Origin of the sequence: Pseudomonas sp. GZJR-8, assembly GCF_002916705.1 — a bacterium.
Taxonomy (GTDB): domain Bacteria; phylum Pseudomonadota; class Gammaproteobacteria; order Pseudomonadales; family Pseudomonadaceae; genus Aquipseudomonas; species Aquipseudomonas synxantha_A.
The window spans coordinates 1-20,907 of the sequence record NZ_JXSI01000006.1 but is presented as its reverse complement, the minus strand read 5'-3'; the positions used below and the strand labels follow the sequence as shown (position 1 = coordinate 20,907).

Annotated in this window: 18 protein-coding genes, 1 tRNA gene and 1 pseudogene; 9 read left to right on the top strand and 11 right to left on the bottom strand. The window is 58.5% G+C overall.

Features of this window, described 5'->3' with window-relative positions:
• Positions 1 to 12: 12 nt before the first annotated feature.
• A complete protein-coding gene (locus TK42_RS13470; RefSeq protein ID WP_050549421.1) occupies positions 13 to 996 on the bottom strand; it encodes a GlxA family transcriptional regulator in 984 nt (327 codons plus the stop codon).
• Between the two features lie 552 nt (positions 997 to 1,548).
• Between TK42_RS13470 and TK42_RS13465 the strand changes: the two genes are divergently transcribed.
• Positions 1,549 to 1,794 carry a hypothetical protein gene (locus TK42_RS13465; protein WP_032875609.1) on the top strand — a complete coding sequence of 82 codons (246 nt, stop codon included), beginning with the start codon at positions 1,549 to 1,551 and terminating at the stop codon, positions 1,792 to 1,794.
• 62 nt (positions 1,795 to 1,856) lie between these two features.
• Here TK42_RS13465 and TK42_RS26980 read toward each other — a convergent pair whose 3' ends face one another.
• From TK42_RS26980 to TK42_RS13450, 4 genes are all read right to left on the bottom strand, one after another.
• Positions 1,857 to 2,024, bottom strand: coding sequence for a hypothetical protein (locus TK42_RS26980; RefSeq protein WP_164699483.1), 168 nt, complete (start codon positions 2,022 to 2,024; stop codon positions 1,857 to 1,859).
• A gap of 193 nt (positions 2,025 to 2,217) precedes the next feature.
• Positions 2,218 to 2,943 (bottom strand): META and DUF4377 domain-containing protein, encoded by a 726-nt coding sequence (locus tag TK42_RS13460; RefSeq protein ID WP_256584582.1) that lies wholly within the window; start codon positions 2,941 to 2,943, stop codon positions 2,218 to 2,220.
• Positions 2,944 to 3,173: 230 nt separating this feature from the next.
• Positions 3,174 to 3,247: transfer RNA gene (locus TK42_RS13455), tRNA-Cys, on the bottom strand.
• A gap of 214 nt (positions 3,248 to 3,461) precedes the next feature.
• Positions 3,462 to 5,741: an acylase gene (locus tag TK42_RS13450; protein WP_103734423.1), complete on the bottom strand. Its 2,280-nt coding sequence runs from the start codon at positions 5,739 to 5,741 to the stop codon at positions 3,462 to 3,464.
• A 237-nt stretch (positions 5,742 to 5,978) separates the two neighbouring features.
• Here TK42_RS13450 and TK42_RS13445 point away from each other — a divergent pair, with 237 nt between their 5' ends.
• Entirely contained in the window at positions 5,979 to 6,359 is a 381-nt protein-coding gene (locus tag TK42_RS13445; RefSeq protein WP_103734422.1) for a fe2+ zn2+ uptake regulation protein, read from the top strand.
• A 15-nt stretch (positions 6,360 to 6,374) separates the two neighbouring features.
• Here TK42_RS13445 and TK42_RS13440 read toward each other — a convergent pair whose 3' ends face one another.
• Positions 6,375 to 6,569, bottom strand: coding sequence for a hypothetical protein (locus TK42_RS13440; RefSeq protein ID WP_005788056.1), 195 nt, complete (start codon positions 6,567 to 6,569; stop codon positions 6,375 to 6,377).
• Positions 6,570 to 6,885: 316 nt separating this feature from the next.
• Between TK42_RS13440 and TK42_RS13435 the strand changes: the two genes are divergently transcribed.
• Entirely contained in the window at positions 6,886 to 10,350 is a 3,465-nt protein-coding gene (locus tag TK42_RS13435; protein WP_146097877.1) for a membrane-targeted effector domain-containing toxin, read from the top strand.
• 47 nt (positions 10,351 to 10,397) lie between these two features.
• Here the strand turns inward: TK42_RS13435 and TK42_RS13430 are convergent, their stop codons facing one another.
• The 5 genes from TK42_RS13430 to TK42_RS13410 are packed head-to-tail and all read right to left on the bottom strand — an operon-like array spanning position 10,398 to position 14,803.
• The gene (locus TK42_RS13430) at positions 10,398 to 11,102 is read right to left on the bottom strand and encodes an ABC transporter permease (protein ID WP_177464484.1); all 705 of its coding nucleotides are present in this window, start codon (positions 11,100 to 11,102) and stop codon (positions 10,398 to 10,400) included.
• Between the two features lie 53 nt (positions 11,103 to 11,155).
• The gene (locus TK42_RS13425; RefSeq protein WP_032875622.1) at positions 11,156 to 12,355 is read right to left on the bottom strand and encodes an ABC transporter substrate-binding protein; all 1,200 of its coding nucleotides are present in this window, start codon (positions 12,353 to 12,355) and stop codon (positions 11,156 to 11,158) included.
• Positions 12,342 to 13,145, bottom strand: coding sequence for an ABC transporter ATP-binding protein (locus TK42_RS13420; protein ID WP_005788050.1), 804 nt, complete (start codon positions 13,143 to 13,145; stop codon positions 12,342 to 12,344). The genes TK42_RS13425 and TK42_RS13420 overlap by 14 nt, the downstream gene beginning before the upstream one ends.
• Positions 13,142 to 14,203, bottom strand: coding sequence for an acyl-CoA dehydrogenase family protein (locus tag TK42_RS13415; RefSeq protein WP_032875625.1), 1,062 nt, complete (start codon positions 14,201 to 14,203; stop codon positions 13,142 to 13,144). The genes TK42_RS13420 and TK42_RS13415 overlap by 4 nt, the downstream gene beginning before the upstream one ends.
• A gap of 39 nt (positions 14,204 to 14,242) precedes the next feature.
• A complete protein-coding gene (locus TK42_RS13410) occupies positions 14,243 to 14,803 on the bottom strand; it encodes a carboxymuconolactone decarboxylase family protein (RefSeq protein ID WP_032875627.1) in 561 nt (186 codons plus the stop codon).
• Positions 14,804 to 14,906: 103 nt separating this feature from the next.
• On the opposite strand from TK42_RS13410, the gene TK42_RS13405 reads away from it, so the two are divergent.
• The 6 genes and pseudogenes from TK42_RS13405 to TK42_RS13380 all read left to right on the top strand — a co-directional run.
• On the top strand, positions 14,907 to 15,812 hold the full coding sequence (locus TK42_RS13405; protein ID WP_032875630.1) for an AraC family transcriptional regulator: 906 nt from the start codon (positions 14,907 to 14,909) through the stop codon (positions 15,810 to 15,812).
• Positions 15,813 to 15,851: 39 nt separating this feature from the next.
• A pseudogene (locus tag TK42_RS13400) lies at positions 15,852 to 16,082 on the top strand (aldo/keto reductase); the annotation flags it as partial.
• A gap of 105 nt (positions 16,083 to 16,187) precedes the next feature.
• Complete coding sequence (locus tag TK42_RS13395) at positions 16,188 to 16,646, top strand: SRPBCC family protein (protein WP_032875636.1); 459 nt, start codon at positions 16,188 to 16,190, stop codon at positions 16,644 to 16,646.
• An 82-nt stretch (positions 16,647 to 16,728) separates the two neighbouring features.
• On the top strand, positions 16,729 to 17,175 hold the full coding sequence (locus tag TK42_RS13390; protein WP_032875638.1) for a DUF411 domain-containing protein: 447 nt from the start codon (positions 16,729 to 16,731) through the stop codon (positions 17,173 to 17,175).
• A gap of 3 nt (positions 17,176 to 17,178) precedes the next feature.
• Positions 17,179 to 17,601, top strand: a complete 423-nt coding sequence (locus TK42_RS13385) for a YqaA family protein (RefSeq protein ID WP_078821285.1) — start codon at positions 17,179 to 17,181, stop codon at positions 17,599 to 17,601.
• Between the two features lie 109 nt (positions 17,602 to 17,710).
• Positions 17,711 to 20,907: hypothetical protein (locus TK42_RS13380; protein ID WP_103734420.1), on the top strand; the 3,197-nt coding region annotated here is incomplete at its 3' end.

The following is a 20,907-nucleotide window of genomic DNA, read 5'->3' as shown; positions in this document are numbered from 1 at the left end:
ACTCCTGCCACGTTACCTGACCAACCGCTTCTCCTTGGAGGGGCGATATCCGAAATACGCGCTGTAGCACTTGCTGAAATGGCTCGGCGAGACAAACCCGCACGCTACCAGCACATCCACCTGGGACAGCTCGGTATGCTGCAACAGGCGCCGCGCTTCGGTCACACGCAGTTCCATGTAGTAGCGTTGCGGCGTAGTTCCCAGTTGCTCCTTGAACAGGCGCTCCAGTTGGCGGCGGGAGCGACCGGCATAGACGGCGAGTTGATCGAGTTCCAGGGGTTCTTCGAGGTTGGCGTCCATCAACTTCACCACTTCACGCAGCGGTGCGCTGACACAGACGTTTTCGGTGGGTTTGATACGGCGATAGCGCGACTCTTCGAACGCCAGGATATCTTCGATACCTTCGACCAATGCTTTGCCATGCAGGCTCTTGATCCAGTCCAGCGCCATGTGGAAAGCACCGGAGGGGCTGGACGCAGTGAGGCGATCACGGTCGATCACGTAGGGCTCGCTGGTGACCTGTGCGCCTTTGGATACTTCCGCCAGCGCCGGACGGTGCTCGGGGTGAATGGCGCAGCGATAGCCCTGTAACAGGCCGGCGCGACCGAGAAACCACGAGCCGTTCCACAGACCCGCCAGGCTGACACCCGCCTCGGCCGCGCTGCGCAACAGCTGGATAAAGGGTTCGCTGGCCTTGAGTTCGGTGCGAAAGCCCCCGCAGATGACCAGCAGGTCCAAGTCCGGCAAGACCGCAGGTTCCAGGCTCGCATCGGGGCGGATGACCAGGCCCAGGTCGCTGATGACTTCGCCTTCGCCCCAACCGAAGGTGCGCGAAGCAAATAGCTCGGGGCGCAACAGATTGGCGGTCACCAGCGTGTCCAGGGTCTGGGTGAAAGCGGGCAGAGAGAAGTGTTCAAGTAGCAGGAAACCGACGCGGGTCACCAACGCTGCTTGCCGGGAGGGATCGTTGAGGTAGCGCAGGTTCTTGCCTTGCATGCCACCGCTGAACTGGCGTCTTTCCATCGAGGGTGGACCCACTCTTATTGTTGATGCAGTGGGCGCTATCTTAGGGGCAAATGCGGTGGCTGTCTCAGGGGCGGCGCTGATCTTTATAAAAACTGTTGGCTTGAAAAGCCCCGGCGCAGGCGCTAACGGGCAATCTGATACGGTTTTTTCTTTTCTATCTGCGCCTGTATTGAAAGCCGCTCCAGGCGGACAATAGCCCCATCCCGACATTCCTGTCGTCCCCCCTTCCCTTCGGAGGCCTTATGACCAAGATGGCAATTTTCCTGTTCGGCTTTTTGGTGCTGACCATTGGTATCGGGATGCTGGCGACTATTTCGCCGGTGTAGGCGCATTTCAATTCAGGAGCGCGTTTCACAAAGCTTTCACAGACGAGCGCCTATTGTGCCTACAGCTCCTGAAAACATCCCCTTTAGCCCGCCCCCCATCGCGGGCTTTTCTTTGTCTGTAATTTTCCCTTGTGCACCGGTATGACTACCCTGTCGTACACGCTTAAGCTTTTTACCCCACACAGAGTGAACGCTTTTGATAGACGACCTCGACGGCCCCAGGACAGCGCAACAGGAACTGTTCTACGACCTTGAAGACGCCAGCGCGGTTATCGGCTGGTCGGTGGTGCAACTGACGGCATTGGCAGCTGGCGGCGCATCCAATAACGTAGCGACGTTAACGAAAGTCTGCGCGCTACTCACAGCTCAGCAGCAAAGGCTTGAAGCCTACGCAAGTGAAGTCAAGGCCCAGAGAATCAATAGATCCGAGGCCAGTGGCTGACGCCGAGCCTCGGATCATCGGACTGAAACCGGCGCGAATGGCTGGCCCGGATTTATGCTCAATCAGCGGTTTTGAGCGGAATGCTGCTGATTACCACCTTGTTGTTTTTTTACACGCTTGCGTGACCTGAGCTCGTATTGATGGTGAATAAACCAGGCAATCAACAGCACGCCCGTCACGGCGAAAACCAGGGTCAACAGCTCTATTGCGGTGCCTTCGTGTGAAAACATTTTTTCGTCCCTCATCCTGAAGTCGTTTGACCGAAAAAAGCCAAACCGAAATTGTTTGTAATAATTCAAACATTTTCAGGGTAGTTGGCAAACACGCACGTGACAACCCCAACCGAGCTGGAACCGTTGATCTAGACATGTCACTCGTCGAAAACCGGCCATTTTCTCGAACGTCACCGGCTTTGGGTCTCGGTTACTGACTAGTCCCGGAAGCGTCCTGCTCGACCACCATATCCAGTACGTAGACCTTTGAAGGTGCGTCTGCGGGCGGATTTTTCCATTCGTATTGCTTGACCCGCAGTACAGTGCGCACGCCGTCATGATGCTCGAAGCCTTCGATAGACTGATACAGCGGATGCCACGCATCCTGGGTCGCAAGTTGCAGGCCGGCGTCGTCATAGCGTCGCTCGCGCACTTGAAGGCACTCATAGTCAGGAATCATCGGGTGACTGCACTTGACGGTCTTGGCGGCCACCTCCAGGAATTTGACCTCACCCTTGCTCCCGTAACGCGTCTGCGGCGTAGCCTCGCCCTGCAGCTTGAGCACCGAGCCGTTGGCGGTAGTCAGTTGCAGCGTCGGCGCCGCGTTGTCGCCGGTGATGACAGCACGCAGGTCGCCCTTGAACAGTCGAGCGACCTCTGCGTCAAGGTCCATCAGGCTCTTGTCGCAAGCCATAAGCGTTGAACCCAGTGACTGCACTTTCAACACCCCATCCTGATACTGATAGCCGCCGAACTGGCCGTTGCAGCCACCGCTGATATTCAGATTCTTGTCACCGAAGGAAACGCGCAACTTGCGCTCGATGCCTTTGTTCAGAGCGATGAGGGGTTTACCCGCGGCATCATTGGCCGAAACCAGGTTCCAGTAATAGGCGGGTAAAGCCGGCTGGGCTACAGCAGCCGAGGTAGTCGTGAGCATGGAGGGCGAGTCCTCATGGCTTTTGGAGGTGGAGGCACAGCCCTGGATCAGTGCAGCGCAAACGACTGCAAGAAGAATGTTCTGTTTCATGGTTGTCTCGGTCAGCTTTGATAAGTACGGACATAGTCCTGCGCTTGCCAACATACGCACTGAATAAGTGCACGGGAAGCGTTGCCAAATCACAGACAATAAAAAACCCCGTAGACGTTAATCTACGGGGTTTTCAAGAGTGGAGGCCGAGGTCGGAATCGAACCGGCGTAGGCGGATTTGCAATCCGCTGCATAACCATTTTGCTACTCGGCCTCAAACGATCAATGCCCTTGTCGCTGACATTCACCGCATACAAACTGGAGTGGGCTATGTGAAGCCTGCCTCTACTCTAACTCATTGAATACATTGAAGTTTTTAATGCTTCATTGCGTTCGATGGGCGCCATTATGTACTCATTTGCCTATGCCTGCAACCCCTTGATTTCAAAAAATATTCTGCTCTGGCATCAAGGGGTTGCGGGTCTGCCCTATTCCTTGACGGTGTGGAGCTGGTATTGCGGATCGGCCTTGATCTGAGCGTCGGTGAACGGCAACGGGCGCAGTTTTTTCTCGGAGAAGGCCTGGGTCTGGTCCTTTGAGTAAGGGGACGCCGGGTTGCTGGATTCGGAGAACGCCAGCACGCCGACTGCGTTGGGGCCGTCGTTATCGAAGGTGACGATTTGCAGGTAGCTGGTACCGCTGACGACCTCGCGTTTGCCGTCGGCGCGGGGCACGGTTTGCATGGCGTTGTAGACACCCAGTTCTTGCGGGCCGCCGTGGATGGGGGTTTGGCCGCTGACCTGGATCTCACCCCAACGGCTCAGGCCGAGTTGGTTGACGTCTGCGCTGGAGGCCAGCATGGCTTCACGCAGCGCGGCGGCCACCGGCGCGCGATCGATGGCGAGGCCGCGGGGCGTGGTCAGGGGGTGGGCCGGGTCGAAGGCGACACGCCAGGCATCGGGAGTTTGCTGCAGGTGCTGCATCAGGTTGATGAAGTGCAGCAGGCCGATGCCGCTGTCGAGGTTGGCGCGCCGATCCCAGGTTTTCAAGCTGGTGCACAGTGGCTGGAGCGCGGCGGCGTCGGTGCCAAGTTGCTTGGCGCAAAAATCGAGCAGGTCCGGCATGACTTGGCCCGCCAGGTACACCTCGTTGTCCATGACCATGTTTTGCAGGTCGCTGACGCTGATCGGCTGTTTGTCCAGGGATTGCAGGCGTTGCAGGGCGAAACGTGCGCGTGGACTCAGGCCAATATTGTCCTGGCTGATCACCGGCGAGAACCCGCTCAGCGGCGCCTCGGGGTTAGCCATCCAGGCAGAGTCGTTGGAGTGCTGTACATAGTCGGTGCGTTGCAACTGCGGCAACTGCGCCGCCGTGAAGATCCCTGCTTGCGCAGCCTTGGGGTCGATGTCCCAGGCGCAGGCGCTGCGGCCGCCGTCGAGTATGATCATTTGCAGGCCGGCCCGTGGGTCGCTGCATTGCGCCAGTTTGGCGGCGCTGACGTTGGGTACTACCGACAGGTTCATGTACAGGCTCTGCCCCTGATCATCGGCAGCCAGGGTGTTGACCCATGGGATGCCCTGAAGGGAGTGCACCGCAGTTTGCAGCTCAGTGATGCTGCCCGCACGGTTCATGGCATGCCACTGTTGCAGTACGCGGTCGTTGCCCAGGTTCGCGTCGCGCAGGCTGAAGGCGTATTTGTTGTCCCAGTCCAGCTTGCCGGGCCATTGCACCACGGGGCCGAACTGCGAACTGTAGACGGTGTGGGCAACGTCCTTGAGGCTGCCATCGGCCTGTTTGACCTGCACGGTCAGCGTGGTTTTATCCAGGGCAACGGACTTGCCGTCAAGCATATAGCGCGTGGAATCCTTGGGGTCCAGGGTCAGTCGGTACAGGGTGAAATGCTTGGAGGTGTCCACGGTATGCGTCCACGCCACGTGCTGGTTGAAGCCGATATTCACCACGGGTAAACCTGGCAGTGCGGCACCCATTACATCCAGTTGGCCAGGGATGGTCAGGTGCATTTCGTAGAAACGCATGCCACCCACCCATGGGAAATGCGGGTTGGCCAGCAACATCCCACGGCCATTGAAAGAACGATCACGCCCCACCGCGACGGCATTACTGCCCCGGTCGAGGCTGAAGCGTTGCTGATGCGCGGCGGCCTGTGCAAATGCCTGCGCGCCGGGTTGCACACCGGCGATGGCTTGGGGCGGCGTGGCGCCCACCAAGGCTTCGGCGAACTGGCCAACGCCACCTTCTACCAGCAACCGGCGCGTCAGTTTGACCAGATCCTCTTTAACCAGCGGTCGTACCCACGCCGCCTGGCATTGTGCGGGCGCGCCCTGCTCCTTCAAATAGCGGTTATAGCCGGCCACGTAGCCTTCGATACGCTGGCGGATCTGCGGGGTCTGCGCACGCCAGAATGCCTGCACCGCGCCGGGTGTATTGAGCCAGGTAAAGAACACATCGCTGGCAAGGTTGTTGCGTTCCTCCAGGGTTGCCTGCTCGGGGCCGAAATAGCGCGCGCGCTCGCCGTTCACCGTGACCACTTCATTGGCCAGCAGGCACAGGTTGTCCTGGGCATACGCGTAACCGATGCCAAAGCCCAGGCCGCGCTCGTCATTGGCGCGGATATGTGGCACGCCGTAAGTGGTACGGCGAATATCGGCCGACGCCTGAGCCACATGCTCGCGCGCCGAGGCCGCAAAGCTCAGCCCCAGCAACACCCCTGCCACGCAGCCCCTGAATAACCCGTTGGAAATAATCACGCAGACCCCGCAGTCAAATTGAATACCCTCGGTAGATACAACTACCCCACCGTAAGGACGCAATTAACCGGGAAGAATTTAGCCACGAACGGGGCTTATCCAGGCCGGCGACAGTGTGACAAACCTGATACCGACAAATTTTCTACATTCGGCACTTCATGATTTTGCTCTCTCGTTCGTCTTATTGAATAAGAGCACCATCATTTTCCTGATCAGGCTCTGATAAGGAGTTTTTGCATGTACAACCCGCAAGTGCCCACGGATGGACATTCACCGACAGCCGAGGCCAGCTATGGCAACGGTTCACAAGGCTTTGGCAAGGCGCCCGAACAGCAGGGCAACCAGCGCATTCGCCATTTGCTCAAGTGTTTCGGTCTGCGCACCAGCCTGATTCGGCTGAAGGTCATCGACGCCCTCCTCAACGCCGCCGACAATCAGCGCACCCTGGGGGTGCGGGGCGTGCACAGCCACTTGCTGGAGCTGGGCATCCCGTTGTCGTTTCTCAGTGTGCGTGAGGTGCTCAAGCGTCTGTGCAGCGAGGGCGTGATCACCCTCAATGCCGATAAAAGCTACAGCCTCCATGAAGAGGCTGCCAAAGTGCTCGAAGGTCGCGCCTGAGTCACGCCGCGCTGATCAGAAGTGCGGCTTGACCTTGCGACGCATGATGCCGTTGATCACCACTACCACCACGGCAATCGCAATGGCCAGGTACTGGAAGGTCTTTTCGCTGATCACGCCAATGTTCTGCAGGTAGGACAGGCCGAACATCGAGGCCAGCACGGCCAAGGCGATCAGAATCGAGTATTTCAAGCGTTGCTTTTGGGTCATGACGAAGTTCCTGAACCTTAAAGAATGTATCCGCTGTGTTTCGCCGCACATACCCGAAAATCGGGACGAACCGGGTCGGCTGCGTCTCATGTTACAGGCGATCAAAAATTTTGGCTTGTTCGGCGCTCACACGGGCCGTCGGTTTTAATCGTTGAGAGGGCAATCCCCTCGCGTCTTGCTGACTTGATTTCTCACACACCACAGGTAGCCATGTGGGAACCGTAATGCCCAGAGCGCACACGAATCAGTGCGCTCAAGCTACAGGTATGTAGCCTTTTGGAGCGTTGACGTTTCCATGCCTGAAAGGTGAGTGACTGTGAACATTCAACATGCTGCCCCACTTCGTAGTTTGCAATTTTCGCCGCTATCTACCGACCTTCCCCAAACACCGCCAGATGTTGACGCTCAGGTGGGCGATACCACCGCCACCGCTGAGCCAGCGCTGCCGGATGGACGCCAGACACTGAGAAAAAAATTAAGCGACCGCCAGGAGCTGCATAACCTTGCCAAGGCCCTCGATACGGCGCTGGAGAAACTGCCCGAAGACGCAACACCAGAGGCCGTGGCCGCGTATTTCCTGTCCACCCATCTCACGCTTGCGTCCGCCGATGCGTCCCCACGCACCGCCAGCCTCGAATCGCTCATCAAAGCAGCAAGCCCTTACTATCCCAAGACCCGAGTAGAGCTGCAGGAGCTTGCCCAGAACCTCTGCGAGCACGTCCAGAAGCACCCATTGGGCAACTTGAGTGGTGCTCTGGCCTGGACACTGCCATTGAGCATTGAACATCAGCGCACGGCCTACAATGTCATCGCGTCGAATAGCGCGAATCTGCCAGGCTTGCCACTGCCCAAGCCTGGCGTCGGCGCCCTGGACTACCTTGCCAACGCCGTCACCCTGTCTCCACAACTGATGCAAGACCCTGCTGCCGCGCTGGAGAAACTGCTCGACTCACCGCAAGCCGCAGCGCTAGGCGCCGCGGTTCAAGCCAGTGTGGGCGGGATTGCCACAAGCAGCAGCGCCAATGACTATGTGCTGGCGACCATCCATTTGAGCCTCGACCCTGAAGCGCTGGATCAAAAATCCAATCGAAACATAGTGGCCGGCTTTGATTTGGGCGTCGAAATCCACAGGGACTCATCGCCCGCCTCCGTGGTTGAGGCCCTTGCCAATCACCTGAGCAGCACTGGCCGTACTTCCCCTGCTACCGCCGCGCTGGCAGCCCGGTTGCTGCTGATGCGGGTCGCCCCCCAGTTTTTGATCAAAGACATTCCAGCGTCAGTACGTTGCCACAGCCAGGCGTGGGCAAACTTATGTATCGCGGTGGCCGGTATCGAAGCCCACACGCCCGGGAGGACGATGAACATGAACTTCGCCGAAGTGATGTGCGCAGACCCGTCGCAATACCCAGCCAGTGAAGCGGCAAAGAAAAATGCACTGATTGACTGGTGTGTGGCCAACGACGTGATTTACCGCTTCGACGACGCACACTACACCGCGGAGGATTTCGAGTACGCCCGCACAGCTTTCAATGCTCAACATGAAGCGTTGAAAGAGGCGTCCGCTTTGCTCGACAAGCCCTTGCCGAATCGAGAAAGAATGGCACAAGAACGAATCCAGCAGCACTTGGGTGATGACTTTCCTCTGGATGACAAACTCTTTTGTCTGAATTATCACAAGATGGGGCTCAAGGGCCAACGCTTCGGCCCTCTCTACTCGCTGCGCGAGCTCACCATGCAAGGGCTGAAAATCAACACCAACGACTGGGTGATCCGCAATAACACCAAGGGCGTCAACCTGGGTGCCGTCGCTCTTTTCACCCACAGCCCACACTTCAACGTCCCCCAGGAATTTGATAAACAATTCGCCGAAGTAACGACCCATTGTAAAAAAATCCACCATTACACGTGGATGAATGCCATTACCCAGTTGCCTGTCGCAGATCGAGAGATTTTAAACAACGCAAAGCTTAGTTTTTATCAAGAGAACACCTACCGCAGCTCGCCTATTCCGTTTTGGCCAAACAAACTGTTCCACACCAGCCCAAGAGTTTTGATGCAAGCAGAGCTCAAGGGCGAGAAACACGTCTACGAATTCGACCCGGTCACCGCGACTATCAAAAAAGCTTCTTCGGGACGCATCGCAGCGGATGAATACATAGCCAATGAAGTCACCAAGATCGAAGCGCTCCCACTCAGCAAGAACCTGAATAATCTGGGTGTCGAAAAGACCCGAGAAGGCCCCCCTGTCAATACATTCAAAAACCCACGCATCCACGACATCGCCCAGATGATAGTCAACGCGCAGGGCATCGACAGTGACGCCGTCAGGCGGCAAGCAGAAGGTAGGACGTCTACGGAGAGGAACCGTGACACCCTCAATACCATCGGCGAATTTATCCTCGACCTGATTCCGCTGAGAACGGCCATCGTCAATTGGCGTAACGGCAACTATAAAGATGCGGCTGTCGATCTGGCATTTGACGTCTTCGGTTTTCTCACTGCCGGCGTGGGCACCGCGTCAAAACTGCTGAAGGGCGCGCATAAAACCAGCAACGCCATCAGCAAACTGGCGCGCGCCACACGAATAATCGGCGCCGACGTCTTGAGCGCTTTCAACCCGCTGGGTGGTTTAGGCGATGCAGCGGTGGGCGCCGGCAAGCTGGCTCTGGCAGGTGCCGGCGCCGCCGGTGACGGCATACAGCGTCTGCGAGGCATGGCCAGGGGCAGCGACCTGATCGAGGCAGGCGCGCCCTTCGATGATGTCGCTATCGGCCTGTTCAAGCGTGGTGACAAAAACCTGGAAGCCTCTGCCGTTCTACATGAGGGCAAATGGTACGCCGTAGATGCGGGCACCCGGGAGCCTTACGGCCCGCCTCTCGATGCGTTCGTTCCGACGCATACTTACATGCCTGTGGCATACGCCCCGAGTCATTCGCAAGCGCATCGATTCGACCCGATAGGTCGACCTACACGTCCCAGGATCAGCAGCAAAGTCACAAGAAAGGAGCTGCCCAAAGGCAGCTATGTAGAAAGCATGAAAGGGAAACTGGAGCCAGGGCACTTCCTGCGCGGTGACGGCAAAGATGAAACCCTGAAAAAATTCATCGAGGAAATGTACGAGACCTATGACGCCCTCAAAGAGGGCGCCCTGCCACCACGCATAGTGGCGCCGCAAATCTCCAAGACCGCGCCCGCAGCCGAAGTGATCACAGAGGCACTGAAAGTTTCCAATGGCATCGTGTTCGGAGAGTCCCATAAAGAGATGGCCAGCTTTAAGTTGCTCTTCGACAACGTTGAGAAATTCAAACAGGAGGGGGTGAAGAAGATCTATTTCGAGGGCGTCATCGACTTACCTTCCAAGGGCATTGTCGATGACGGCATCGGCAACCTTGCCAATCCCGACCTCCCTCGCACCCAACCGACATTTGACGAGCTCAAAGCCAAATTCGAATTGCATGGCATCGAAGTGTTGCCGCTTGATCACTATTATTTAACCCGGCATAAAGACGCAAAACTAGGCCGCACCGAGACAGGGTTCGGCTCCAGGCAACGCCTCGAAGAGTTCAATTACTATGCGTCAGAAGTGATCCAGGCCAACTCTGGAACGGAAAAGTGGCTTGCCTTGGTCGGTCAATCACACATGAATACCACTGAGGGTGTTCCGGGCTTGGCCGAGATGACAGGCAGCATCAGTATCGGGGTCTTCGACAAACCTTCGCCCAACGTACGAAACCCTCTCTCCCCCACAGACTTGCCAGGTGACCTGGTTATTCAGGTTTAACCCTGCCCTGCGCTTCGAGCGACAGTGTGTCGCTCGAATGTGCGTGTTTATCCCCGCTGCACCCAGCGCTGGTGCAGCCCACGTGCCAGCGCATCCAGCGCAAACCCCAACAGCCCGATCACCACCACCATCGCCATCAACTCCGAATACGCCAGGCGATCACGGGTATCGAGGATGTAATAGCCCAGCCCTGCACTGACCCCGAGCATCTCGCACGGCACCAGCACGATCCATAGGATACCGATGGCCAGGCGTACGCCGGTCAGCACATGCCCGACCACACCAGGAATGATGACTCGACGCAACGTCTCCCAGCGCGTGGCACTCAGGCTCTTGCTCAACTGCAACCACCGCGGGTCGAGTTGACGCACGCCGGCTGCGGTGTTGAGCACGATCGGCCATACCGCGGCAAACGCCAGCAGGAAATAGATCGGCTGGTCGCCTACCCCCATGAGCATCACCACGATCGGCATCCAGGACAACGGCGAAATCATCCGCAGAAACTGGAAGGCCGGCGTAGTCGCCGCCTCCAGATTGCGCGAACTGCCCACCAGCAGACCCAGTGGCACCCCGATCAACAGCGCAAGAAACAGCCCGACAAAGATACGCTTGAGGCTCACGGCGATGTGCAGGTACAGCTCACTGCGGCCAAGCAATTCCCACAGGCTGCTTGCGGTGGCCGCCAGCGAAAAGCGCGCCGACAGGCCATCGGCCTCGCCGAACACTTTCACACCCAGCCACCACAGCAACATCAAACCTGCCAAGCCGCTCAACCCCAGCGACCAGCCCAGGATTCTACCGTTGTTCAAACGCCAATCTCCTCATGCCGCTCATAGCCGTCCGGCAAGCCGAAGGTTTTCATGCCGCCCACCGCTTCGATCGCCTGACGCACAAAGCGATCATCCACCAGGTCCTTCGCGACAAACGCCGGATCGAGGTCAGCGAGGAATTTCTTGTCGCCTTCGATCAGAGTGTCCTTCAAGCGCCGCACCAGTTCCTCGGTATAGCTCGGAAATGGATAAGGCTGGAAATCGATGCGGTGCTCGTCCCAATTGGCATGCTGGATCGCCCCGTCCGCCAAATAGGCGGCGCGGTCGCTGGCAGCCGGGGCCAGGACTTTGCTCAACACCGGCTCGGCGTGTGGCGTGTAACGGTTCGGGCCATCCTTGGACAAGAGTTTCACCGCCTCTTCGCGGTTGTCGCGGGTCCACACCTGGGCCTTGACGATGGCGTTCACCACCTTCTGCGACCACTCCGGGCGGTTGGTCAGGTCGTGCTCGTGCATGAACACCACGCAGCACGCGTGGTTGCGCCACACATCACCGGTAAAGCGCTGCACGCGGCCGACCTTGAGGTTCTCGGCCAGCGCGTTGAACGGCTCGGCGACGATATAGCCGTCGATGCGCTTGCTGGCCAGTGCGGGCGGCATGTCCGACGGCGGTAATACGATCAGGTTGACTTCATTGGCGGCAATCGAACTGCCGGTCGCACGCGTCACCGGCGTGAGGCCGTTGTCGCGGAACAGTTGCTGCACCACCACGTTATGGATCGAGTACCAGAACGGAATCGCCACCGACTTGCCGCCCAGTTGCTTCACATCGGTTATGCCTGGCGATACGGTCAGGCCCGAGCCACCCACATGGTTCCAGGCCACGACTTTGGCCGGCACCTTGCTGCCGTAGCGCGCCCACACGGTCATCGGTGACAGCAGATGAATCACGTTGACCTGCCCTGAGATGAACGCCTCGATCACCTGAGCCCAACTGCGCAACAGCACCGGACGTTCGGCCTTGATGCCTTCGGCTTCGAACAGGCCGTTGTTGTGGGCAACCAGCAACGGCGTAGCGTCGGTGATCGGCAGATAACCGATACGCACCGGCGCGTCGGGCTCATTGGCGGCGCGCGCCTGCAGGCTGCTCAACAGCGGCAAGGCGCCGGCGGCACTGAGCACCGCCGAGAGTTTGAGAAAGTCACGGCGCGAGTGGGTCAGGTCATCCAGACACATGGCTAAGCTCCTGTTGTTCAAGGGGGTTGGGTTGAGGGCGGCTCGCCTGCCGTAAGGTTTTCAGAATATCGATACGCAGCGCGCCGATGGCCTCGACCTGTTCGTCCCGAGGTTGCGGCAAGTCGATATGCCATTCACCCAACGTCCGCGCCGGGCGGTTACCCAGTAGCAGGATGCGGTCGGACAGCAGTAGCGCTTCGTCAATGTCATGGGTGATCAATACCGCCGCCGAACCTTGCTCACGGTTGACCTTGAGCAGCAGGTGCTGCATGTCGGCGCGGGTCACTTCGTCCAGCGCGCCGAAGGGCTCATCCAGCAGCAGCACTTGAGGCTGGCGGGCCAGGCAGCGGGCCAGCGCGGTGCGCTGGGCCATGCCGCCGGACAGTTGCGCCGGGAACTGCTGGCGCGCATGTTCCAGGCCTACCGCCGCGATGGCGTGGTCGACACGACGGCGGCGCTCTTCAACACTCAGGTGCGGCTGGCGGGCGAAGTCCAGGCCGAAGGCGACGTTTTTTTCCAGGTTCAACCAGGGCAACAGGCTGGGGTCTTGAAAGGCCACCGCCACCCGTGGGTGCGGACCGCTCAAGGGTTCGCCCAACACGTGCACACGACCGGCCTGGGGTAGCTGCAAGCCGGCAAGCACACGCAGCAGGCTGGATTTGCCCACGCCGCTGGGCCCCAGGATCGACACCACTTCGCCCGCCTGCAACTGCAAGTCAAACCCTTGCAGTACCGGGCCGCTAGCATACCCCAGGCAAATCCCCTGGGCCGTCATGACCGCCTGGCTCATAGGTTGGCCTGGCGCTGCAACTCAGTGCGCAGTTGCACCAGGCTGGGCGTCACAATCGGCACAAATGCCGACTCGCGCCAGCGCCGCGCAAAGCCACTACCGTGGGCGGTGAGGTAGGCTTTGCCGCCACTGGCCTGCAGTTCAAGCTGCACGGCGCTGGCGGCGGTTTCTGCCAGGGCAATGCGCAGCTTGAACAAGGGGATCGGCTCGGCAGCAAAACGCCCAGCCAGCAACCCGCTCTTGAGCTCGCTGACCAGATGGTCCAGCGTCGCCCGCAAGGCTTCCAGCTCTTCGCGCAACACCGTACGGCTGGCCCCCAGATGATTGGCCACCTCGGCCAGGGAGCGGCGGGCCAGGCCAATCGACATGCCGCACTGCAAACCAAGGAACGCCGGGCGCACTGCCGGCAGGAACTTGCGCGCGTCCTCGTGCAGCAACCAGTCACGGCTCAGCTCCACGCCTTCCAGGCCAAGGGCAGCGGTGTTGCTCGATTGCAACCCAAGCAGCTCCAGATCGCGGGAGCGCTGCAAGCCCGCCACTGAATCCGGGATCGCCAGGATAAACGGCGTACCACCGCCCGCATGTTCGATAGCAGCTGCGGCGACAAAACCATTCTTGCGCAGGTTGGTCACCCAATGCAGACGACCGTTGAGCGTCCAGCCATGCTCGTTGGGCTCGGCGCTGATCTGCAACGACTCGATACCCGATATGAACTTCATCGCATTCGACAGCCCGGTGGCTCCGGCCAACTTGCCGCTGAGCAGGTCCGGCATCAGGTGTTCGCGCAGGCGCTGATTGGGGCTCTGCAACAAGTACTCGATAAACGAGCGCTGGCCCCAGCACACAAATGCCGCCGCCAGGGAATGGCTGGCCACATTGGCGATGGCCTCGACCGCACCCGCCACATCACCGCCCAGCCCGCCCAGTTGGGTGGGCACACCGATTTTCAGAATATTGGCTTCTGCCAGGCGTGGCAGCACTTCCTGTGGATCGCAACTGCCCACGTCCAGGGCCTGCGCTTGAACATCGAGCCAACGGCTCAAGATTGGGTCAAGCATTCATGTCTCTCCTTTTACAGCAGGTGGACCAACGCCGATTCAGCTTGCCGGTTTTTCCCAGCGGTACTGCGCCAGTTCCGGGTTCAGCGGGGTACGGGCAAACACGTTAGCGAAGTTGCACAGGGTTGCCAGGCTTACGCCCAGGATGACCTCCAGCGCGTGGCCCTTGGTATAGCCGGCCGCGAGAAACGCCTCAAAGCCGGCATCGCTGACATCACCCCGAGTGGCGATCACTTCACGGGTAAAGGCGGCGAGTGTCTCATAGCGAGTGTCAGGCAGCTCACCCAGCCGGCGCAGGGCCTCGATCACGTTCTCGGGCAGCTTGGCCTTGTTGCGCGCAACGGCGGTGTGGCCGGCCACACAGAAATCGCACCCGTGGGTAGTAGCAGCAATCAACTGCACCACTTCGCGGTCGGCCAGGCTCAGTTCGGCCTTGGCATTCAAGCCGGAGACAGTGATATAGGTTTCCAGCGCCGCCGGTGCATTGGCCAACACCGCCAGCAGATTAGGAATGAAACCCGAGGCCTTCTGCGCATTTTCCAGGAAAGGTTTCGCCGCTTCCGGGGCGGTGTCAGGGGTGAGCAACGGTACACGGGACATGGAGTGGTCTCCTGTTGGGTTCGAGTGCGCCAGTCTGTTGGTTCTAAAAAAATCGCTCAATAGGCTAAAGTAGCGATTACTTGCTCTTGAGTCTTTCCATTAGATGAATTCGTCCAGCACTCTTGTCGATTGGTTATTAGATAGCCTTGAACTCAATACCAATTTGTTTCACGTCGGCCGCTACTGCGGTGACTGGCACGCCAGCACGCACAGCCTGGCCCAGGCAAGCTTCCATTTGATCGTGCAGGGCGATTGCTGGCTGCATATCGACGGTGATCCAACGTCCCGGCACCTGAACAATGGTGACGCCGTGTTTCTACTGCGTGACCTGGCCTATCGGTTGTCCGGGGAAAGTATCGCGGCAAGCGCCCAAGAGTGCCCTCGCCGGCCGATGCTGCCCCTCGATAGCAGTGCCATGGATGGCGTGGGCCTGGTTTGCGGCTTCTTCCATTTCCAATCCGGCTTGTCGGCGATGATTGTCGACAGCCTGCCCGCCTGGATCATCCTGCGTGCCGGTGATCCATCGTTGACCGCTGCGCGCAATCTGTTCGAATTGATCCTGCAGGAGTGCGAGCGCCTACCCGCGCCCTCCTCGGCCTTGCTCGAACGTCTTTGCCACTTGTTGTTTTTATATGTACTGCGCCAGCAAGTCATCGACAACACCGAGCTGGGCGGCCTGGCAGCGCTGGGCCGGCAACCGGCATTTGCCGGCCTGCTGGAGCAGCTGATTGCGCGCCCGGCCGAGCCCTGGAGCCTGGAAAGCATGGCGGCGTGCACGGGGTTATCCCGTTCGGCGTTTTTCAAGCGTTTCAGGGAGTTATGCGGGCAGTCGCCGGGGCAGGTATTGCTGGTGATACGTATGCGCCATGCCTGTGGGCTGCTCAAGGCGGACCAGACCGTGGCCGAGGTCTCGCTGGCAGCCGGGTATCAGTCGGTGGCCGCATTTACCCGGGCCTTTCATAAAGTCACCGGGCAGCAACCTGGCGCCTATCGCAGGGCACAAGCCTAACCTTGTAAACCCGTGCCGGGCCGAGCACGCAAGTGCACCAACCAATCCGTGACGGCCGAGCAACTGGCACTGGCCTGGGTATTGGCCCAAGGTGACTACATCATCCCAATCCCCGGGACCAAGCGGCGTACCTACTTGCAAGAGAATGTCGCGGCGGTATCGATCACCCTCAGCAAGGACGAACTGGCTGGGCTGGATGCAATCTTCCCGGCCGATGCAACCGCCGGTTTGCGCTACCCCAAGGAAGTGATGGCCCTGTTGGATATCTAATTTTCAGCGTGCTGATCAACGGCCTGAATACTCCCGTGCGAAGCGCGGGAGCCAGACTATTCTGACAGCTCCCAGTGTAAAAACCCGCCACACAGGAGGTGTGCCATGCACGCGACTGAGCAGCCGATCCGCTTGGAGCAGATCAGTCAGGAACGCTTCATCCAGGCCCCAATCGAAATTGTCTACGACTATGTTACCCAGCCCGACCGCTGGCACGAATGGCACCCCACCTCCCTCAGCGCCGACACCGGCACCCGCGGCTCATTACCGGTCGGCTCGCGCTTTACTGAAGACATCGACCTGCTGGGCATTCGCGTATCCATGAGCTACCGCGTGCAAATTGCCCGCTGCCCCGATGAGTTCAGGACCGTGTTCACCTCACTGGCGGTGGACGGTTGTATCCATTATTTTTTGCAAGCCCATCAGGGTGGCACTCGGTTCAAGCGCGTATTGACGTATGAAACCGAACTGCAACTCGCTACCTTGCACAAACGCATGATCAAACTTTCCGCCATTGCCCTGGACCAGCTCAAGCAGCGGTTGGAAAGCCCAGGCTTCGTATAATTTAGAAACATTACCAGCGCGTCTCAGTGTAAAAAGCAGGGAGAATGCGCGGTTTATTGCTGCGCTTTCAGTGAGACCCCTGATGAAAAACCCATTGCGACTGGCCTTGCTCTGCACCCTGCTTGCCACCCCCCTGGCCCAGGCCGCCGAGCTGATTCCCATCGATGTACACCGCGATGCCAATTGCGGTTGCTGCAAAAAATGGATCAGCCATCTGGAAAACAACGGTTTCAAGGTCAACGACCACGTTGAAGCAGACATGAGCGCGGTCAAGCAACGCCTGGGCGTCGCCCCGCGCCTCGGTTCGTGCCATACCGCTGTGATCGACGGCAAGTTCGTCGAAGGCCATGTACCCGCCGAGCAGGTGTTGGCCTTGCGCCAGCGTCATGACCTGCTGGGTCTTGCCGCACCGGGCATGCCTTTGGGCTCGCCGGGTATGGAAGTGGAAGGGCGTAGCGAGGCGTATCAAGTCATCGGTCTGACCCGTGAAGGCAAGGATGTGGTGGTGGCCGACTACCCGGCCCACTGACCGGTGCTGATGGGTTACCTGGGGCTGTTCGGCGCGGCGTTTGGCGCCGCAACGTTATTGCCCCTGCAATCTGAAGCCGTGCTGGTCGGCCTGCTGATCAGCGGGCATTACAACCTGTGGCTGCTGCTGGGTATCGCCACGTTGGGCAACGTGCTGGGGTCGGTGGTCAATTGGCTGCTGGGGCGTTCGGTAGAGCGCTTCAAGGAACGGCGCTGGTTTCCGGTGAGTGCCAAACAGCTGGATAGAGCCCGCGGGCATTACCTGCGTTGGGGGCATTGGACGCTGTTGCTCAGTTGGGTACCTATCATCGGCGACCCGCTGACCTTGGTGGCCGGGGTGATGCGAGAGCCGTTGTGGCGTTTTTTGCTGCTGGTAACCCTGGCCAAGGGCGTGCGTTATAGCGCGCTGACACTCATTATTCAGTAGCTGACCGTTCGTCGCCACTGTCATTTCTCACAGCTAGACGGTGACCACTCTCTCATATTTGCTGACCCTGTTTGACACGTTTCTCAAATCAGCCTGAAGGGTCACCACCATGTCCGATAAACGCACAGACAGTCCACCCATCCTGCACCCACCACGCATCGCAGACCTGGAGCCGCCGCCCTACAACGACAACACTGTACGTCCCCTTCCCGAACTTCTGGCTGATGTAGGGGTTGGCATACGCAGCCTCGAAAACCGTTTGCTGATTACCTTCGAGAGCTGGACCACGAAGAACGTCGGCGATTCTTACGAATGGTATATGGGAGATCGGCGTTTTCCGGTCGCCTGGGGGGAAATTGTTGCTGGCGAGGAAACGCAAAGACGCTACCAACTCTCGGTACTACGCGAGCATGTACCGCTAGGTATTGTGTACCCCTGCTATGGCCTGGTCAGGCGTAACGGGTCTGGCACTGAAAGTACATCGGAGGAAGAAACCTGGTTCCTGAAAGATACCCGGCCAGGGGGCGTGGATCAGGACCCAGGACTCCCCTACCATTCGGCGCTGGTCCTTCACCTGCCAGAGGACTTGAGTGGCTCAGATGCCGTACTCGACCCCGAGCGCGCACGTGATGGTGTGCTCATTACCATTGATCACTACCCAGATGCATTTGTAGGGGACACCATCGAGTTGTATTGGAACGGCCGTTTGGTAGAGCTGCAGTTGGACGCGGATCAGGCCGAGGGACTGACGCCTATCGAGGTGTTCGTCCCGTGGGAGGTCATCGAATTGGGCGGTAGCGGTCTGTTGACTATCCGGTTCCGGATCTACGACTTGGTGCTGAACTTCTCAGGGGAAGTGCAGCAGTGGTCTCAGGTCGTAAACCTGAACAGTAACCTGGATCCAGACGCACTCATGCGCCCCCACTTTTTGGTGGATGGAACAGACAATAATAACGTCGATTTCGACCAGTACGCAGAGAGTCACTTCGAACTCGAAGTGGTTGCGCCCACACGGCTCCCGAATGGCTCCCCAACGCCAGCAGGCACTCAGATCGTAGCTACCATCGTGGGTACACGCGAAGATAAAACGAAAGTCACCATCCCATTGCCAGCGTTTGCTGCCCGGCCCGGGCGTTCGGCATATACCACCGTCGAGAACAGCATCCTCGAAGACCTGATCAACGGCTCGATGCAAATCTCCTATACGCTGCAATTCCCGCTAGGCACTGAGATTGGCTATTCCCAAAGTCTGTCTGTCACAGTTTTTGGTACTGTTTCCAACATGCCTGCAGTTGAAATCGAGGAAAACGAAGGCGGCTTGATCGATCCGACCGTCCCCTACCTCAAAGTCAACTTCCCGGCCTTCGTGCCATACAGTCCGAACTATCCCGTCACCTTGCGCTTTGAGGCGCACCGACCCGGCGGCGGCCTAGTGTTTTATGAACAAACCCAGCAGGCCGGCGACCCACCACCACCCACACGCTTTCGGATTGTGACGCCGGCAAATTTCGCACAGTTCGTCGGGCTCGGGCCGATCGACGTCTTTTATCGCGTCAATGACGGTGTGAACACGATACAGGAAGCCGATGTGCTGACGGTGCGCGAATCCGAGCACCTGATAGTAGAAATAGGCGAACGTCGCGCCGACCTGCCTGCGCCGCACATTGAGGGCGTAGATGAAAATGGCAACCTCGATCCGGCCGATGTGATCTTCCAGGTCAATGTCACTCTCCCCTATACCTTCCAACGAGGTGACACCGTCGTGTGGCGCTGGGTAGGCTCTGGGGTGGGTGGCAGCACAGGCGACACGATTAACGTCGTGGTAGGAGGAGAGATTTCGTTTCCGGTAGATCGAAATTATGTCGACGTGAATAACAACGGCTCCATTCGCTTGAGCTATTCCCTCATACGCGGCAACACAACACTGCGCTCTGAGACGCTTGACGTGACGGTCGGTAAAGCAATAGGTGAGCTGTTGAGGCCGGAAGTGCTTGAAGCCTCACGAGACCCAGACCAACTAAGGCCGGAGTCCGCAACGACCGGAGCGACGATTGAAGTATCGTTTCTGAACATGTCACCCAGCGACCGGATCCTGGCAGTGTTCAGCGGCGTACCGGGCATTGGCACTTATGAAGAAACCAAGAATGGCAACACCTCAAGAACAGTGCACTTTGACGTACCGAGCGAAGTAGTAGGCGCCAACATTCTTTCCGAAGGCCGCCAGATTCCCGTGCAGTACTTTGTGCTGCGCGGCACGCGGAGAATACCGTCGCCCATACTGGATCTGCTGTTACTGCCCCTGACCACGCTACCGATCCCCACCATCGAAGGGCATGATAACCCGGTATTGGTAATTTCCCAGCTTACTGGCCGGGAGCGCACCCTGATCAATATCTGGCCGTTCATTCACCGGTTTCAGCGGATGTGGATGCGATATGAAGGTATCTACGACGATGGCGCGGATTACATTGAGGATACCTACAGCGAGAACCTGGTAACGCCTGAGGGCGAGAGTCAGGGCATCATGCCACCGACGCCGCCGGATCTGCGCAGACTCAAGGATGGAATGCCGCTGTTCATCGATTTCTGGGCCAGTTTCGATCGTAGCACCAACAAAGCCAATGCAGTGCACTTCCGTCGGCGCACGTACACCATTCAGGCATTATCAGGAGATCTTCCCCACCCGTTTATCAATGGCACCACCGATACAGGGCCGAATGTGACAGTGGACCCGCTGCCCATTCAACACAATACGACGGCAACGGTTCGCTATGACGGTATGAGTAGCCAAGATTTCATCACGCTTTACTGGTTTTTTGCCGACGGCACCTCTTATTCAACCAGCCAGAATGGGCTGGATGGAGGCACGGTAGTGTTCAACCTGACCTCGGCCAAGGTCTTGCACCATAGTGTGAACAGTACCGTGTGCTTGAAGTATTCGGTGGTGAGCACGGGCGTGGCTGACCCACGCCCGTCGCAGGTGCAGACGGTGAAAGTCAATACGATTCCGGCCACGGACTTACCGCAGCCACTCATCAACAGTATTATTGATGGAGGCACGCTGAACCTGGGTAGTTTTACCGGCGACGCCAAGGCATCAGTGGATAAGTGGCCTTTGAGCGACAAAGACCAACTAGGGTGGATGATACTCAGCAGCGACGGTATAGAAGATCTACTGGTGATGGAGGGCGAACTGATCAGCGCCACGGAGGCCGCCAATGGTTTGAGAGATAAAGCTGTGCTGCGTAGTTGGTTGGACAGGGTGGCAAATAATAGCCAGGTAACGTTGAGTTTTTACGTGGCCTA

Excerpts from the sequence above, each read along its gene's own strand:
- TK42_RS13470 (WP_050549421.1), bottom strand. The coding sequence starts at position 996 with ATGCAAGGCAAGAACCTGCGCTACCTCAACGATCCCTCCCGGCAAGCA.
- TK42_RS26980 (WP_164699483.1), bottom strand. The coding sequence starts at position 2,024 with ATGTTTTCACACGAAGGCACCGCAATAGAGCTGTTGACCCTGGTTTTC.
- TK42_RS13460 (WP_256584582.1), bottom strand. The coding sequence starts at position 2,943 with ATGCTCACGACTACCTCGGCTGCTGTAGCCCAGCCGGCTTTACCCGCC.
- TK42_RS13445 (WP_103734422.1), top strand. The coding sequence starts at position 5,979 with ATGTACAACCCGCAAGTGCCCACGGATGGACATTCACCGACAGCCGAG.
- TK42_RS13440 (WP_005788056.1), bottom strand. The coding sequence starts at position 6,569 with ATGACCCAAAAGCAACGCTTGAAATACTCGATTCTGATCGCCTTGGCC.
- TK42_RS13430 (WP_177464484.1), bottom strand. The coding sequence starts at position 11,102 with ATGTTGCTGTGGTGGCTGGGTGTGAAAGTGTTCGGCGAGGCCGATGGC.
- TK42_RS13425 (WP_032875622.1), bottom strand. The coding sequence starts at position 12,355 with ATGTGTCTGGATGACCTGACCCACTCGCGCCGTGACTTTCTCAAACTC.
- TK42_RS13420 (WP_005788050.1), bottom strand. The coding sequence starts at position 13,145 with ATGAGCCAGGCGGTCATGACGGCCCAGGGGATTTGCCTGGGGTATGCT.
- TK42_RS13415 (WP_032875625.1), bottom strand. The coding sequence starts at position 14,203 with ATGCTTGACCCAATCTTGAGCCGTTGGCTCGATGTTCAAGCGCAGGCC.
- TK42_RS13410 (WP_032875627.1), bottom strand. The coding sequence starts at position 14,803 with ATGTCCCGTGTACCGTTGCTCACCCCTGACACCGCCCCGGAAGCGGCG.
- TK42_RS13405 (WP_032875630.1), top strand. The coding sequence starts at position 14,907 with ATGAATTCGTCCAGCACTCTTGTCGATTGGTTATTAGATAGCCTTGAA.
- TK42_RS13395 (WP_032875636.1), top strand. The coding sequence starts at position 16,188 with ATGCACGCGACTGAGCAGCCGATCCGCTTGGAGCAGATCAGTCAGGAA.
- TK42_RS13390 (WP_032875638.1), top strand. The coding sequence starts at position 16,729 with ATGAAAAACCCATTGCGACTGGCCTTGCTCTGCACCCTGCTTGCCACC.